Source organism: Streptomyces endophytica, assembly GCF_026153355.1.
In the GTDB taxonomy this organism is placed as follows: Bacteria; Actinomycetota; Actinomycetes; order Streptomycetales; family Streptomycetaceae; genus Streptomyces; species Streptomyces endophytica.
Map to the genome: position 1 here is coordinate 1,863,750 of NZ_CP110636.1, position 14,957 is coordinate 1,878,706.

The following is a 14,957-nucleotide window of genomic DNA, read 5'->3' on the forward strand; positions in this document are numbered from 1 at the left end:
ACGGAACGAAAGGACGACGCCCATGGCCGCCCGGCATTTACGCCCCGAGACCCCCTCCCCCGCCACCCTCCCTTCCTTGAGCGGGCAGCCGCTCGCCCCGCGCGCCCTGGCGGCGCTCCGCCGCACGACGTTGCTCGTCGGCGGCTATCTCGGCCTCAGCGTCCTCACCCTCGCGGCGGTCGTCGCCCTGCGCGATGACGCCGCGGTGGTGAACGACGCCGTCTGGGTGCGCACCGTCATCGTCGTCGCCAGCGCGGTGGTGATGTTCGTCTCCGCCCGCCGCGCGGCCCGGGGTTCCCGCCCGGCGTACCGCCGCGTGCGGATCCTCTCCGGCGTGATGCTGGTGGCCATCGCGGTGATCCTGGCGATCCCCGGTTCCTTCCCGGCGTGGCTGAAGATCGAGCAGGGGGTCTGCGGGGTCGCCCTGCTCGGCGTCGCGCTGATCGTCAACGGCCGGCAGGTGCGGTCGTCGTTCGCCGCGACGTGACGCGCCGGTGGTCGTACGCCACGACGTGACGCGCCGGTGGTCGTTCGCCGCGACGTGACGCGCCGGTGGTCGTACGCCGCGACGTGACGCGCCGGTGGTCGTTCGCCGCGGCTGGGCGCGCCGGTCAAGGTTCGCCGCGGGACGAGGCGTTTGCCGCGCCCCCAAGACGGCTCTCTGACCTCCCCCCACATGCCTTAGCCCTGGCTCGGGTTGAGCGTCGGGCGCGGCGTACCGTACCCGGGTGACACTCGATGATCTTCGCGCCTTCGTGGCGGTCTGCGAGGCGGGCAATCTCAGTGCCGTCGCCCGTGATCTGGGCTGCACCCAGTCGGCCGTCAGCCAGCGCATCAAGCGCCTGGAACGCGAGACGGGCATCAGGCTCCTGGAACGCCGGCCGCGCGGGGTCGCCCCCACCCAGGCCGGCCGGATCCTCCGGCGCGCCGCGGCGGACGGCCTGAGCGGGCTCGACCTGGCGCTACGTCAACTCGCCGATCTGCGGGCGGGCGACGGCGGCACCGTACGGGTCACCACCGGCGCGACGACCGTACGGCACTTCATGTCCGAGGCCGTGGTCGCCTTCCGCGGCCGCCATCCGCACGTCAACCTGGAGTTCCGGACGGAGAGTTCGAGCCGCCGCTGCTTCGAGGCGGTGGTGGACGGCGACTCCGAACTCGCCTGGATCACGCTCGGGCCACCGGTGCGTGGCATCGAGCAGCATCCGGTGGTCGGGCTGCCGTGGGTGCTCGCCGTACGCAGCGATGATCCGCTGGCCGCGCGGGAGCGGATCGAGCCGGAGGAACTGGCCGTCATCCGGCACATACGGCTGCCGGAGAACTCCACCTCCCGGATGCGGCTCGACGGGCACCTCAGCCATCGGCTCGACGGGGAGCTCGGCCATCGGGAGCCGCCGCACGGGGAAGGTTCCGGCGCCGTGCCGCCGCCGAGCACCACCAGCGTCGCCGACTGGGACACCGCCCTGTTGCTGGCCGAACTCGGCGTCGGCCCCGCGGTCGTCCCCCGGCCCCCGGGCCTCGGGGCCACCGCCCACCCGTCCCTGCGGCTGGTGCCGATCCCCGCGCTGCCGCCGCTCGCCACCGGGTGGGCGGTGCGTCAGTGGGACGCCCTGAGCCCGGCGGCGGTGGCGTTCGCGGAGACCGTCACGGCGTGTCTGGGGCGGCCCGCACCACCGGTTCCTGGATCTCCGTGACCCACTTCTCCTGGTCCGGTGGGCACTCCAGGTAGAGCTCGCGGGCGTACCCGGCGGAGCGGTAGCCGTTCGCGTCGATCCAGTGCGCCAGGTTCTGCGCGGTGGGCAGGATGCGGCTCATCGGGCCGCGGTGCACCACCGTGGCGGCGCACTCCAGCCCGGGCAGCGCGACCACGTCGAAGCCGAGGCCGGTCGCGGTGGGGGTGCCGGTGGCCGGGGCCCCCGTCCCGCCGCACCGGGCCCCGGCCCTGGCCAGCGCCTCGGCGGTGACCGTCAGCCCGGCGTGCACGACGACGGCGCCGGGCCCCGGCTCGTCCCCCGTCGCGCTCCCCGCGCTCCCCCGCACGTCCTCGTAGTACGCCAGGCCGGGGCCCGCCGGGGTGACGCCGGCCGCCTCCAGGTGCGCGCACAGCTCGGCGTAGAGCGGCTGGATCACCGGGCCGATGTCCTCGGGCCCGTAGCCGGCGGCGACCCCGCTCAGCTCCGCGAGCAGTACCGTCCCGGTCGGTTTGACCACCACATCGTCGGCAGACATGTGTCCCTCACTCTCGATGGACCGGAGCCTCGCCTCGACCTGCGCCAGCCGTTCGCCGGCCGCCGTCAGCGTCGCCGCCAGCTCCGCCCGGCGCAGCCGCAGCATGCCGCGCAGTTCCGGCACGCTGACCTCCTCGGCCAGGATGGCCCCCACCTGCTGGAGGCTGAATCCGAGGTCCTTGAGCGCGATGATCCGGTTGAGCCGGGCGAGCTGGGCGGCTTCGTAGAAGCGGTAGCCGGTGACGGGGTCGGTACGGGCCGGGCACAGCAGCCCGATCGCGTCGTAGTGGCGCAGCATGCGCGCCGATACGCGGCCGTACTGGGCGAAATCTCCGATGCTGAACATGACGCCTTCCAGTGGAGTGCTTTCCACAGTGTCAAGGTCAAGGACCGTGGTCCACACGATGGGGGACGGCGGTGTTCCACCGTGCCGGGTGCGCGGAACGAGCCGGCGGCCGGCCCGGAACGAGCGGCGATTCGGCCGGCCGGCCCGGAACGAAGCGGCGGTGCGGCCGGATCCACCGCGTCACTCCCGCCCCACAATCGGCCACCGGGCGGCAGCATCGCGTCAAGTAGGGTCCACAACTCGTCAATGACGCGTCAGCGTCCGGCGGAGGGGGCCGTTCCCCGGGCATAGCGTCGGCAGAGCCGAGCCCCGGCATACGCAGCGTCATCCACCGGTCCGGGGCCGCCGATGTCCTGTTCGAGGAGCAACGCCGTGTCCCACCATCTCTACGCGGAAGATCCCGAGCCCTCCGATCGCGTCCCGGCCGGGCCTCTGTTCGTCCCCGTCCGGTCGGGCCCCGCGGGCTGTACGGCCCGCCTGTTCCGCACCCCGCTCGGCGGGCGTACCGCCGTCGGCTTCACCTCGGCCCAACGCCTCGCCGCGGCCCTCGGCGGCGGCCAGCCGTGGGTCAGGCTCTCCGAGCCGGCCCTGCGGGCGCTGGCCGAGCCCCTCGGGGCGACGGCCCTGACCGTCGATCCCCGCCTCACCCCGGAGGCCCCCGCGCCACCCACGCCCCGGGCGCACCACGCGTGCCCCAGGCGGCCCGTGCGGCGGGCGCCTCACACCTGGCCCGGGCGTCCCGTACGCCGCACCTGCGGGCCGTCTGAGAGGGGCGAACACCATGAGCCACAGCACCCTGCCCCGCACCGCCCAGGAGCCCGGCGGCCCGGCACCGTCCGCGACCGCCGGCCCCCTCACCGGCCCGGCCCCGACGCCGTCGCCCGCACCGGCCCCCGCCGCCCACCTGGGGGCCCCGCTGCCCGATCCGCTCCCCGCCCCGCCGCCCGACCCGCTCTCCGTCTGGCCCGGCTCCGCGTTACCGCACGGCCCCGGTGACCTCACCCTCGGCGGCGTCCCGCTGACCGAACTGGCCGACCGCTTCGGCACCCCCGCCTACGTACTGGACGAGGACGAGGTCCGCCACCGCTGCCGCGCCTACCTCCGGGCCTTCCCCGACGCCGACATCTTCTACGCGGCCAAGGCATTCCTGTGCCGCGCCATGATCCACTGGGTGCACGAAGAGGGCCTCGGCCTGGACGTCTGTTCCGCGGGCGAACTGGAACTCGCCGTCACCACCGGCTTCCCGCCCGGGCGGATCGTGCTGCACGGCAACGCCAAGAGCCCGGCGGACCTCCGGGCCGCGCTCCGGCTCGGCGTCGGGCGGATCGTCATCGACTCCACCTCCGAGATCGCCCGGCTGACCGCCGCGGTCCCGGCCGGCACCCGCCAGAAGGTGCTGATCCGGGTCGTCCCGGGAATCGCCGCGGGCGGTCACGCCAAGGTCCGCACCGGGACCGACGACCAGAAGTTCGGGCTGTCGATCGCGGACGGCTCCGCGCAGCACGCCATTACCCGGGTCCTCGGCCAGCCGCGCCTCGAACTCACCGGTCTGCACTGCCACTTGGGCTCCCAGATCACCGCCGCCAAGCCGTATCTGTCGGCCGTACGGCGGCTGGTCGGCCTGCTGGCGCGGATCCGCGAACAGCACGGCGTCACCCTGCCCGAGCTGGACCTCGGCGGCGGGCACGGCGTCGCCTACCGGCCCGGCGAGCCCGCCCTCGACATCGCCGCGCTCGGCGCCCGGATCCGCGCCGAGCTGGTGCGCGGCTGTGCGGCGGCCGGCCTGCCGGTTCCCCGGCTCGCCGTCGAACCGGGCCGCGCGATCATCGGCCCGTCCGGTGTCGTCCTCTACCGGGTGCTGTCCGTCAAGCGCACCGGGACGCACACCTTCGTGGCGGTGGACGGTGGGATGAGCGACAACCCGCGGCCCGCGCTGTACGGGGTGCGCTACGCGCCCCGGCTGGTCGGCCGGGCCTCGTCGGCCGCCCCGGAACGGGTCAGCGTCGTCGGCCGGCACTGCGAGGCCGGCGACGTACTGGCCGCCGACGCCCGGCTGCCCGGCGACCTCCGCCCCGGCGACCTGCTCGCCGTGCCCGTGGCCGGCGCGTACCACCTCTCCATGGCCTCCGGCTACAACCTCGTCGGCCGACCCCCGGTCGTCGCGGTCACCTCGGGCACCGCCCGCCTCCTCGTCCGCCGCGAATCCCTGGCGGACATCCAGGAACGCGACATCGGCCTGTGAGGTCTGTCAGGTCGGTCAGGTCTGACAAGCCTGTGAGGGTTGTGAGATCTGCGAGGTCTGTGAGGTCTGGCTGACTGCCGCTCGCTCTCCGCACGGCAACTGGGTCCGTGGGCCCCGGGACCGCCCCGGGGCCCGCGGACCGTTCGCCGCCACTTGCATGTACCATGAAGCCATATTTGTAGGATGACTGGGCAACTGGCCAACGGGGCAATCGAGCACGCCACTGAGCGGGCGGTCGCGGCCCGGCCAGGCAACGGGAAGGCACGGGACGGCCATGGCACTGCAGGCTGCGGGACGGCGATCCCTCGTGGACACCGTGGTCGACGCGCTGCGGGCCCAGCTGACGGCCGGGGAGTGGCCGGTCGGCTCGCGGATCCCCACCGAGCACGCGCTCGCCGAGCAGTTGCAGGTGGGCCGCAACACCGTGCGCGAGGCCGTCCGGGTGCTCGTACACGCGGGAATGCTGCGGTCGCGGCAGGGCGAGGGCACCTTCGTCGTCTCCACCGCGGACCCGGGCGACATCCTGCGCGGGGTCCGGCGGGCCGGGATCCGTGACGTCCTGGAACTGCGGATCGCACTGGAGGCGGAGGCCGCCCGGCTGGCCGCGCTCCGGCACCGGCCGGACGATCTGGAGCGGATGCGCGCGGCCCTGAACGCCCAGGCCGAGCTGACGGACGCGTCCGGGCAGCCCGGCTCCGGCAGCCTGGAGCTCTACGCCGATCACGACATCGCCTTCCACCAGGCCGTCGTCGACGCCGCCCACAACACCGCGCTGACCGCGACCTACGGCTGGTTCAGCAGCTCCGTACGGGAGGCGCTGGTCAGCGCGCTGGACGACCAGGCGATGCCGAAGATCGTGCACGGCGACCACCGCGCCGTCCTGGACGCGATCGCCGCGGGCGACCCGGACGCCGCGGAGCGGGCCACCCGCGACCTGCTGGAGAAACCGAAACGGGCCGTGGAAGCCCTGCTCGGCGAGCCCCCCACCGCCACCCCGCCCCACTGACCCCGGCTCCGGGCTCCCTCTCTTCTCTCCCTCCCTTCTCACTCCTCTCCCTTCTCTCCGTCTTCCGTAACGCTTGGCGAGGTACATACGCATGTCAGGACCCCGACCCGCTGCTCCGCCCCGCCCGGACGCCCGGCTGATCGACGCCGAAGAGGATCTCGTCGCGGCACCGGCGGTCGTCGCGGCGCGGCGCCGGCTGCGGACCGTTCACCCGGCGCTCGTACTGGCCGGGATCGTGCTCGCCGCGCTCAACATGCGGGCGGCGCTCGCCGGGGTGTCACCGCTGCTCGGGGAGATCGGCACGCACTTCCATCTGCCCGCCACGGTCAGCAGCCTGGTCACCACCATCCCGCTGATCTTCATGGGACTGGGCTCGGTCGTCGCCCCCGTACTGGCCCGGCGCTGGGGCACCGAGACCGTGCTCTGCGGGGCGCTGGTGACGCTGTGCGGCGGCATCGTGCTGCGGATCGCGCCGCCGGTGGTCGCGCTGTTCGCCGGCTGCGCGGTCGTCGGCGCGGCCATCGCCCTGCTGAACGTGCTGATGCCCGGCCTGATCAAGCGGGACTTCCCGGACCGGGCCGCCGGGATGACGGCGCTGTACTCGACCGCGATGATCCTCGGCGCGACCGTCTCCGCCGCCACGGCCGTACCGCTGGAGAGCGCGCTCGGCGGCTGGCAGGGGTCGCTGGTCTCCTGGGCGCTGCTGGCCGCCGTCGCCGCGGCGGTCTGGGTTCCCCAGGCGGTGCTGGCGCGGCGCGGCACCCGGCACGGCACCGCCGCGGCCACGCCCGCGCACCCGGTCGAGCGCGGCCCAAGGCTCGCCCGCTCGCCGCTCGCCTGGCAGGTCACGCTGTTCATGGGCTCGCAGTCGCTGATCGCGTACGTGGTCATCGCCTGGATGCCGACGATCTTCACCGACCACGGGATGAGCAAGGGCGAAGCGGGGCTGGTCTTCGCGTTCAGCACGCTGCTGCAGATGGCCGGTTCGTTCGTGGTGCCGATGCTGGCGGGGCGGATGCGGCGGCAGCGGCTGCTGGGGGTGGCGGTGTCCGCACTGATGGCCTGCGGCGTCGGCGGACTGCTCACGGCGCCGGTGGCGGGCGCCTGGCTGTGGGCGGCGCTGCTCGGCGTCGGGCAGGGCGGCGCGCTGGGGCTGGCCCTGACGATGATGGTGCTGCGCTCCGGCGACGCCCATACGGCCGCCCGCCTCTCCGGCATGGCGCAGACCGGCGGCTACCTCCTCGCCGCCGCCGGCCCGCTCGCCCTCGGCGCCGTCCACCAGACGACCGACGGCTGGACCGTCCCCCTCCTCCTGCTGCTCACCGTCTGCGCAGCCCTGGCCCTCCTCGCCCTGGGCGCCGGCCGCGACCGCCGGATCGGGGACACGGCGACCCACACGGCCTGAGGGCGGGCGCCGCGCCAGGCCGGCGGGGCCCGCCCGCCTGGCCGGGGGCCCGCGTACGACTGGCGTGCCCCGGGGTACGGCAGCCGAACGGGCCGGTGGCGAGGCCCGCCGGGTGGGCGGGCGATGGCGGTTCGGTGAACGATCTCCCTCGTTGGCAACGATCCGGGGGTGGCCCCCCGAGGGCTCGGGGAGTGTGGCTTACCGTGCCCCCATGAGCGATGTTCAGCACACCGTTCGCCGGCCGGGCCCGCGGTTCTCCCGCACCGGCCGGCTCATCGTGGTGGCCGTGCTGGCCGTCCTGGTCGTCGTCGCCGTGGTCCTGGTGACCCGGCTGCTGCGCGAGCGGGCGAACGAGCAGACCTTGACCGTCCCCGAGGGACAGCGGGCCGCCCAGATCTACGCCACCGCCGACAAGGCCCTCCACCTGCCCAGCGGCTCCACGGCGAAGGCCGCCAAGAACGCGCACCTCCCGCTGCCGGCCGAGGCGAAGGGCAACCCCGAGGGCTACCTCTTCCCGGCGACGTATCCGATCCGCTCGGACACCACCCCGGCGTCGCTGCTGTCGTACATGGTCAAGACCGGCAACCAGCGGCTCGCCGAGGACCGCATCACCTCCTACCGGACGGTGGTGATCGCCAGCATCGTGCAGGCGGAGGCCGACCGGCCCGCCGACATGGGCAAGGTCGCGCGCGTGATCGACAACCGGCTGGCCCGGCACATGCCGCTGCAGATGGACTCGACGATCAATTACGCGCTGGGCCGCAGCACGCTCCACACCAGCCACGCCGACACCCGCACCAAGAGCCCGTACAACACCTACCGCTACGAGGGCCTGCCGCCCACTCCGATCGACAACCCCGGAGCGGACGCCCTCAAGGCGGCCGGTGCGCCGCCCGCGGGCGACTGGCTGTACTTCGTCACCGTCAAACCGGGCGACACCCGCTTCACCGCCGACTACCAGGAGCACCTGAAGAACGTGCGGGAGTTCAACGACCGGCAGAAGAACGGCGGCGCCTAGGAAGACGGCCCCGGGGCAGCCGGCGCGGTGTCCTACTCCTCGCCCGCCAGGGTGAGGGCCTTCAGCCGGCGGCCGGCGTACCAGGTCGCGGCGACCGTCAGGGCCGTCAACAGGCCTATCGCCAGGGGGAGTTCGACGTCCGAGGTGATCGCTCCCTCGGCGGCGACCTTCTGACCGATGGCGAGGGCCCACTGCTGGACGCTGAGGGTCCGCGCACCGGGCACGAGGGTGCCGACCAGCGCCTCCCAGACCAGGGCGTAGACCAGCCCGAAGACCACGGCGTGCCGGGTGATCGTGCCGAAGAGGAGGAAGAGCGCGCTGTAGGCGACCGCGGCGACGGCCGCGGACACCGCGTACCCGACCGCTATCTGCTGGCTGTTGCCGTTCAGGAGGAAGCCGGCGAGCAGCACGGGGAGGGCGGAGAAGGCGACCGTGACGCCGATCGCGACCAGGAGTTTGGTGAAGATGATCGTCGACCGGGAGACCGGCTTGGACAGGAGGTAGACCACCGATCCGTCGTCGATCTCCGGCCCGATCGCGCCCGTGCCGGCGATGACGCCGATCAGCGGGACCATCGTGCCCAGGGCGAAACCGCCCAGGATCCCGCCGGCGGTGCTGTCATCGGCGCCGGTCAGGGCCCGGACGGCCACCGCGATGACGAGGAGCAGGGCGGGCAGCACGAAGAGGATCAGGGCCCGCCGCCGGCCGAGCAGGGCTCGGTAGGTGAGCCGGGCGACGGTCGGGTGGAACAGCGAGGCCCGGGGCGCGGCGGCCGGCGCCGGCGGGGCGGTCGGATTGGTCGTGCTCGTGGACATGCGTCAGGGCTCCTTTCAGCCTCAGGCCGCTACGAGGTAGGAGAAGACGGATTCCAGCGATTCGTCGGAGGGCGAGACCGTCAGCAGGCGGATGCCGTGGTCGCGGGCGACGCGCGGCAGGAGTGCGGTGAAGCGGCCGAAGTCGACGGCCTGGATGCGCAGTCCGCCGTCGACGAGATCGACCTCGATCCCGGACGTCGAGGGGTCGGCGATCAGCGCGCCCGCCAGCGCCCGGTCGTCGTCGGACCGGACGAGATAGCGGTGCGGGCGGTCGGTCATCAGCCGGCGGATCTTGCGGAAGTCGCCGGACGCGGCGTGCCGGCCGGCGACCACCACCTCGATGTGCGAGGCGAGTTGCTCGACCTCCTCCAGGATGTGCGAGGAGAACAGGACCGTGCGCCCCTCGTCGCCCATCCGGCGCAGCAGCTCCATCAGCTGCATCCGCTGGCGCGGGTCCATGCCGTTGAACGGCTCGTCGAGCAGCAGCACGGACGGGTCGTGGACCAGTGCGGAGGCCATCTTCACGCGCTGCCGCATGCCCTTGCTGTACGTGGCGATCTTGCGGTCCTGGGCGTATTCCATCTCCACGGTGGCCAGCGCCCGGGCCGCCTCCCGTCGCCCGAGGCCGTGCAACTCGGCGTTGGCCACGACGAATTCGCGCCCGGTGAGGAAGTCGTACATCGCCTCGCGCTCCGGGACAAGGCCGATGTGGCGGTAGATGCCGGCGTTGCGCCAGATCATCGTCCCGTCGAGGGTGACCGAGCCGTTGGAGGGGGCGAGGAAGCCGCCCATCATGTTGATCAGCGTGGACTTGCCGGCGCCGTTGGGGCCGAGCAGACCGGTCACCCCGGGGCCGATGGTCATCGTGATGTCGTTGACGGCCACGACGTTGCCGAACCAGCGCGAGGCGTGGTCGATGTGGAGGGTGCTCATAGACCGGCCTTCCGGTAGCGGCGCATCAGCAGGGCATAGCAGCCGGCGATGGCGATCAGGGTGACGAGGAGGTAGACGAACCCGGCACCGGTCGACGGCGCGAGCCCGTTGGGGAAGGAGCTGCTTCCGCCGAGGAACGTGGACTGCACCCCGTCGATGAGCGTGATGGGCGAGAACAGTCCGAGCCAGCCGACGGCGGACTCGCTGCCCTGGACGAAGGCGATGCCCTGGACCGCGGTCACCGCGCCGTACGGGATGGTGAGGACGGCGATCACGCCGGCGACGCCGAAGCCGCGGCGCGGGGTGAGCGCGGAGACGACCAGCCCTATCCCGGCGAACAGCAGCGACAGCAGCACCACGGAGACGAGTCCTTGGGCGAAGCCCTTGGTCTGGTCGAGGAAGTCCATCTTCGCCAGCAGCGCGCCGATGTAGAGGACCAGCAGCGGGGCGGCGGTGAGGACGAACAGGGCGCTCGCCATCGCCGCGAACTTCGAGGCCACGTAGTCGCCGCGCTCGATGGGGCGGGAGAAATACAGCGGCACGGTCTTGAAGCGCAGGTCCCGGGAGACCGACTGCGGGGCCTGGGCGGCCAGATAGAGGCCGATGACGGCCTGGAGGTAGATGGCGTAGCGGGTGTAGCCGACCGGGAGGCTGCCGGCCTTGGTGAACACCGCGACCGCGACCATGATCGCGGCGGGCAGGCACATCACCGCGAAGAGCAGCATCGGCAGCACCTTGCTCTTGGCCGAGCGGCCGAGGCCGTAGGCGCCGCGCAGGCTCTGCGAGAAGAGCGACCGGCGGGCATAGGCGCGGCCCAGTCGCGGGCCGTCGTAGTGGCGGTAGCCGATGTTGTGGATGGAGGCGCCGGGTGGGGCGGTGGGCGCCGGGGTCATGGGCTCAGGCGACATCGTGGGCGCCTCCTTCCTGGGTGGCGTACGGGGCGCCGGGGGCGCCCGCGGCGGCGGGGGTGGCCTGGGCCCGGTCCGCGTCGCGGAAGACCTCGGCGATCTGGTGGCGGCGCTGTTCCATCCGGATCAGGCCGAGCCCGAGTCCGGCGACGGTGTCCCGCACCAGGTCGTAGGTCTGCTCACCGGCCGCCTCGACGAGCAGGAGGTGGCCGGACGAGGGGAGGCCGGCGGCGCCCGGAGCGCCGGTCGTCACCGCGACGCCGGCGGCGGCCAGGGCCGCGCGCAGCGCCTCGGCGCCGTCCGGGTGGGCCTCGGTGTCCGTGACCTCCACCGCGAGGGAGGCCGTGACCTGCGTGAACTCATCGGTGGCGGAGGACCGCAGCAGCTTGCCGCCGTCGATGACGACGACGTGGTCGCAGGTGCGCTCCAGCTCGCCGAGGAGGTGCGAGGTCACGAGGACGGAGATGCCGAAGTCGGTGTGGACCCGCCGGATCAGGCCGAGCATCTCGTCCCGGCCGGCCGGGTCGAGGCCGTTGGTGGGCTCGTCGAGGAACACCAGCTGCGGGTCGTGGACCAGCGCCTGGGCCAGCTTCACCCGCTGCTTCATGCCCGTCGAATAGCCGCCGATGGGGCGGTAGCGCTCCTCGTAGAGACCGACGTGGCGCAGGGTGTCGGCGGTGCGCTCGCGGGCCGCGGTCGGCGGCAGCCCCGACATCCGGGCCATGTGCACGACGAACTCGGTGGCCGAGACGTCCGGCGGCAGGCAGTCGTGCTCGGGCATGTAGCCGACCCGCTCGCGGATGGCGTTGCCGTCCTTGGCCACGTCCAGGCCGAGGACGCGCGCCGATCCCTCGCTGGCCGGGGCCAGTCCTAGCAGGATCTTGATCAGGGTGGACTTTCCGGCGCCGTTGGCACCCACCAGGCCCGTCACGCCGGGGGCGATGTCAACGGAGAGCCGGTCCAAAGCGGTCACCCGCGGGAACCGCTTGCTCAGGCTTTCGGTCACGATCACAGTCACGTCTTCGACGGTAGTGGCGTCCGCCACACCGGTCGTCAACCCACAAGTCGGTATCGGCATCCCCCTGCGGTATTACGTGCCCGTAGGGGTTCTCCTGCTTTGAGGGGCCCCGCCTCAGGGTCGGGCCCGTAGGGGCGGGCCGCCCGGCTTCCGGCCGCGGGGTTGCGTCGGACCCCTTGACGTCGCCGCCAGTCATTGTCACATTCATCAGTGTCAAGTTACGGGCGCGTACCGCGATGCACGGCTCACGGACGGACGGTTGGCGATGGCCCCAGTCACCACAGCGACCTCAGCAGCAGCCGGAGAACTCACCGCAGAACTCAGGGGGTTCAGAGAGGTCCAGCGGCTCGCCTACGCCTGCGCGGAGGCCGTGGCCGCCCAGCTCAAGCCCGGGATCACCGAGCGCGCGGCGGCGCGGATGCAGCGCGAGTGGCTGCGCGAGCGCGGGGTGCGGGACTGGTTCCACCTGCCGTTCGCCTGGTTCGGCGACCGCACCGCGTTCGTCAACTTCCGGATACCGCTGCAGTTCTTCCCCACCAACCGCGCGCTGGAACCGGGGATGCCCTTCATCCTCGACATGGCCCCCGTCCACCAGGGCTACACCGCCGACATCGGCTACTCCGGCTGCCTCGGCCTCAACCCCGTGCACGACAAGCTGCTCGCCGACCTGGAGGCGCACCGCGAGCTGATCCTGCGCGAGGTCCGCGAACGCCGCCCGCTGCGGGAGATCTACCAGGACGTCGACCGGCTCATGGTGCGGCAGGGCTACGCCAACCGCCACCGCGCCTATCCCTTCGGCGTCATCGCGCACAAGATCGACCGGGTGAAGCAGCGCCGCTGGTCGCCCACCCTCTTCGGCTTCGGCGCCCAGTCCCTCAAGGGCCTCGCCTCCGACGCGCTGCACGGCCACCGGGACGGCTGGTCCCCGCTGTGGAGCCCGTACACCTTCTCCGACCATCCGCCGCAGCCCGGGCTGTGGGCGGTCGAACCCCACCTCGGATTCCGGGGCACCGGCGCGAAGTTCGAGGAGATCCTGGTCGTGACGGACTCCAAGGACCCCCAGGAAAGCGCCTTTTGGCTGGACGACGATCTGCCGCACGTGCGGCGCTGGCAGGAGGAGAAGGCCGCGTGAAGACGGGACGTGGACGGGACGCGGCTGCGGGCCGCGGCGAGGAGCCGGGCCGCACGCAGGGCGGGGCGCAGGACCGCGGATCGGGCCGCGGCCCGGGGCTCGCGGGGGCGCCGGAGCGCTGGGTGCACACCGGCGGCGTGGAGCTGTGCGTCGCCGAGCTGGGCGACCCGGCACACCCCACGGTGGTGCTGGTGCACGGCTACCCGGACAGCAAGGAGGTGTGGTCCGAGGTGGCCCGCGGGCTGGCCGACCGCTTCCATGTGGTGCTCTACGACGTCCGGGGCTGCGGCCGGTCCACCGCCCCGCGGCCGCTGCGCGGCGGCTTCACCCTGGAGAAGCTGACCGACGACTTCCTGGCCGTCGCCGACGCCGTCAGCCCCGACCGCCCGGTGCACGTCGTGGGCCACGACTGGGGCTCGGTACAGGCCTGGGAGTTCGCCACCGTGCGCCGCGCGGAGGGCCGGATCGCCTCCTTCACGTCCATGTCGGGCCCGTCACTGGACCACTTCGGCCACTGGATCAAGAAGCGGATGGTGCGGCCCACCCCACGCCGCGCCGCCCAGCTCCTCAACCAGGGCGCCAAGTCCTGGTACGTCTACCTGCTGCACACACCCGTGCTGCCCGAACTGGCCTGGAAGGGCCCGCTCGGCAAGCGCTGGCCGGGCGTCCTCCAGCGGGTGGAGAAGGTGCCGGCCGGGGACTACCCGACCGCCTCGCTCCCCACCGACGCGGCCCACGGCGCCTGGCTCTACCGCGACAACGTCCGCGCCCGGCTCCGCCGCCCGCGCGCCGACGCCTACGCGCACTGCCCGGTCCAGCTGATCACCCCCACCGGCGACGCCTTCCTCTCCCAGCGGCTCTACGACGACCTGGAGCAGTGGGCGCCGCAGCTCGTCCGCCGCACCCTCCCGGCCAAGCACTGGGTCCCCCGCACCCGCCCCGACCAATTGGTCTCCTGGATCACCGAGTTCGTCACCGCCAAGGAGGAGGGCGACCCGGCGAAGCAGGTCGGCCCGCGCGGCCCGTACGCCGACCGGTTCGGCGGGCAACTGGTGCTGGTGACCGGCGCGGCCAGCGGCATCGGCCGGGCCACCGCGTTCGCCTTCGCGGAGGCCGGCGCCCGGGTGATCGCCGTCGACCGGGACGCGGACGGCGCGGCGCGGACCGCCGAGCTGGCCCGCCTGGTCGGCGCCCCGCAGGCCTGGCCCGAGGTCGTCGACGTCGCGGACGAGGCGGCCATGGAGAAGCTCGCCGACAAGGTCGACGCCGAGTACGGCCCCGTGGACGTGCTGGTGAACAACGCCGGGATCGGCCTGTCCGGCTCCTTCCTCCAGACCACCACCGACGACTGGAAGAAGGTGCTGGACGTCAACCTGTGGGGCGTCATCCACGGCTGCCGGATCTTCGGCAGGCGGATGGCCGACCGCGGTCAGGGCGGCCACATCGTCAACACCGCCTCGGCTGCCGCCTTCCAGCCGTCGAAGATGCTGCCCGCCTACAGCACCTCCAAGGCCGCGGTCCTGATGCTCAGCGAGTGCCTGCGCGCCGAACTGGCCGGGCAGGGCATCGGCGTCTCGGCCATCTGCCCCGGGCTGGTCAACACCGCCATCACCAGCACCGCCCGCTTCGCCGGGGTCTCGGCCGAGGAGGAGAAGCGCCGCCAGGCCAAGGCCGCGCGGATGTACGGGCTGCGCAACTACCCGCCGGAGAAGGTCGCCGACGCCATCCTGCGGGCGGTGGTCCGCAACCAGGCGGTGGTGCCCGTCACCCCCGAGGCCCGCGGCGCCCACCTCCTGTCGCGCTTCGCCCCGCGAGCCTTGCGCGCCCTCGCCCGCATCGAGCCGCGGCTGTAGGCGAGCCCCCGGCCCGCCAGGAGGAGCCCCGGCGACCGGAGATTCCCGAGAGC

General features: G+C 73.2%; 14 protein-coding genes. 9 read left to right on the top strand and 5 right to left on the bottom strand.

Features of this window, described 5'->3' with window-relative positions; translation table 11 throughout:
• The first annotated feature begins 76 nt into the window (after positions 1-76).
• Entirely contained in the window at positions 77-487 is a 411-nt protein-coding gene (locus OJ254_RS08460) for a hypothetical protein (RefSeq protein WP_265361843.1), read from the top strand.
• A 241-nt stretch (positions 488-728) separates the two neighbouring features.
• Positions 729-1,694 (top strand): LysR family transcriptional regulator, encoded by a 966-nt coding sequence (locus OJ254_RS08465; protein ID WP_265361844.1) that lies wholly within the window; start codon positions 729-731, stop codon positions 1,692-1,694.
• Here the strand turns inward: OJ254_RS08465 and OJ254_RS08470 are convergent.
• The gene (locus OJ254_RS08470) at positions 1,645-2,574 is read right to left on the bottom strand and encodes a MerR family transcriptional regulator (protein WP_265361845.1); all 930 of its coding nucleotides are present in this window, start codon (positions 2,572-2,574) and stop codon (positions 1,645-1,647) included. The genes OJ254_RS08465 and OJ254_RS08470 overlap by 50 nt on opposite strands.
• 348 nt (positions 2,575-2,922) lie before the next feature.
• On the opposite strand from OJ254_RS08470, the gene OJ254_RS30975 reads away from it, so the two are divergent.
• From OJ254_RS30975 to mltG, 5 genes are all read left to right on the top strand, one after another.
• On the top strand, positions 2,923-3,570 hold the full coding sequence (locus OJ254_RS30975; protein WP_341483587.1) for an SAV_915 family protein: 648 nt from the start codon (positions 2,923-2,925) through the stop codon (positions 3,568-3,570).
• Positions 3,491-4,816, top strand: a complete 1,326-nt coding sequence (gene lysA, locus OJ254_RS08475) for a diaminopimelate decarboxylase (RefSeq protein WP_341483774.1) — start codon at positions 3,491-3,493, stop codon at positions 4,814-4,816. The genes OJ254_RS30975 and lysA overlap by 80 nt, the downstream gene beginning before the upstream one ends.
• 274 nt (positions 4,817-5,090) lie before the next feature.
• Positions 5,091-5,822, top strand: a complete 732-nt coding sequence (locus OJ254_RS08480) for a FadR/GntR family transcriptional regulator (protein WP_265361847.1) — start codon at positions 5,091-5,093, stop codon at positions 5,820-5,822.
• A gap of 91 nt (positions 5,823-5,913) precedes the next feature.
• A complete protein-coding gene (locus OJ254_RS08485; protein ID WP_265361848.1) occupies positions 5,914-7,227 on the top strand; it encodes a CynX/NimT family MFS transporter in 1,314 nt (437 codons plus the stop codon).
• Between the two features lie 211 nt (positions 7,228-7,438).
• Positions 7,439-8,245: an endolytic transglycosylase MltG gene (gene mltG, locus OJ254_RS08490; RefSeq protein WP_265361849.1), complete on the top strand. Its 807-nt coding sequence runs from the start codon at positions 7,439-7,441 to the stop codon at positions 8,243-8,245.
• A 32-nt stretch (positions 8,246-8,277) separates the two neighbouring features.
• On the opposite strand, the gene OJ254_RS08495 is transcribed toward mltG, so the two are convergent.
• From OJ254_RS08495 to OJ254_RS08510, 4 genes are all read right to left on the bottom strand, one after another.
• A complete protein-coding gene (locus tag OJ254_RS08495; protein WP_265365098.1) occupies positions 8,278-8,997 on the bottom strand; it encodes an ABC transporter permease subunit in 720 nt (239 codons plus the stop codon).
• A gap of 84 nt (positions 8,998-9,081) precedes the next feature.
• Positions 9,082-9,993, bottom strand: a complete 912-nt coding sequence (locus OJ254_RS08500; RefSeq protein WP_265361850.1) for an ABC transporter ATP-binding protein — start codon at positions 9,991-9,993, stop codon at positions 9,082-9,084.
• A complete protein-coding gene (locus tag OJ254_RS08505) occupies positions 9,990-10,901 on the bottom strand; it encodes an ABC transporter permease (protein ID WP_265361851.1) in 912 nt (303 codons plus the stop codon). The genes OJ254_RS08500 and OJ254_RS08505 overlap by 4 nt, the downstream gene beginning before the upstream one ends.
• Entirely contained in the window at positions 10,891-11,979 is a 1,089-nt protein-coding gene (locus OJ254_RS08510; RefSeq protein WP_265361852.1) for an ABC transporter ATP-binding protein, read from the bottom strand. The genes OJ254_RS08505 and OJ254_RS08510 overlap by 11 nt, the downstream gene beginning before the upstream one ends.
• Positions 11,980-12,184: 205 nt before the next feature.
• Between OJ254_RS08510 and OJ254_RS08515 the strand changes: the two genes are divergently transcribed.
• The gene (locus OJ254_RS08515; RefSeq protein ID WP_265361853.1) at positions 12,185-13,051 is read left to right on the top strand and encodes a M24 family metallopeptidase; all 867 of its coding nucleotides are present in this window, start codon (positions 12,185-12,187) and stop codon (positions 13,049-13,051) included.
• Positions 13,052-13,173: 122 nt separating this feature from the next.
• Positions 13,174-14,904 (top strand): SDR family oxidoreductase, encoded by a 1,731-nt coding sequence (locus OJ254_RS08520; protein WP_265365099.1) that lies wholly within the window; start codon positions 13,174-13,176, stop codon positions 14,902-14,904.
• Positions 14,905-14,957 lie beyond the last annotated feature (53 nt).

Excerpts from the sequence above, each read along its gene's own strand:
- OJ254_RS08515 (WP_265361853.1), top strand. The coding sequence starts at position 12,185 with ATGGCCCCAGTCACCACAGCGACCTCAGCAGCAGCCGGAGAACTCACC.
- OJ254_RS08510 (WP_265361852.1), bottom strand. The coding sequence starts at position 11,979 with ATGCCGATACCGACTTGTGGGTTGACGACCGGTGTGGCGGACGCCACT.
- mltG (WP_265361849.1), top strand. The coding sequence starts at position 7,439 with ATGAGCGATGTTCAGCACACCGTTCGCCGGCCGGGCCCGCGGTTCTCC.
- OJ254_RS08480 (WP_265361847.1), top strand. The coding sequence starts at position 5,091 with ATGGCACTGCAGGCTGCGGGACGGCGATCCCTCGTGGACACCGTGGTC.
- OJ254_RS08485 (WP_265361848.1), top strand. The coding sequence starts at position 5,914 with ATGTCAGGACCCCGACCCGCTGCTCCGCCCCGCCCGGACGCCCGGCTG.
- OJ254_RS08470 (WP_265361845.1), bottom strand. The coding sequence starts at position 2,574 with ATGTTCAGCATCGGAGATTTCGCCCAGTACGGCCGCGTATCGGCGCGC.
- OJ254_RS30975 (WP_341483587.1), top strand. The coding sequence starts at position 2,923 with ATGTCCTGTTCGAGGAGCAACGCCGTGTCCCACCATCTCTACGCGGAA.
- OJ254_RS08500 (WP_265361850.1), bottom strand. The coding sequence starts at position 9,993 with ATGAGCACCCTCCACATCGACCACGCCTCGCGCTGGTTCGGCAACGTC.
- OJ254_RS08505 (WP_265361851.1), bottom strand. The coding sequence starts at position 10,901 with ATGTCGCCTGAGCCCATGACCCCGGCGCCCACCGCCCCACCCGGCGCC.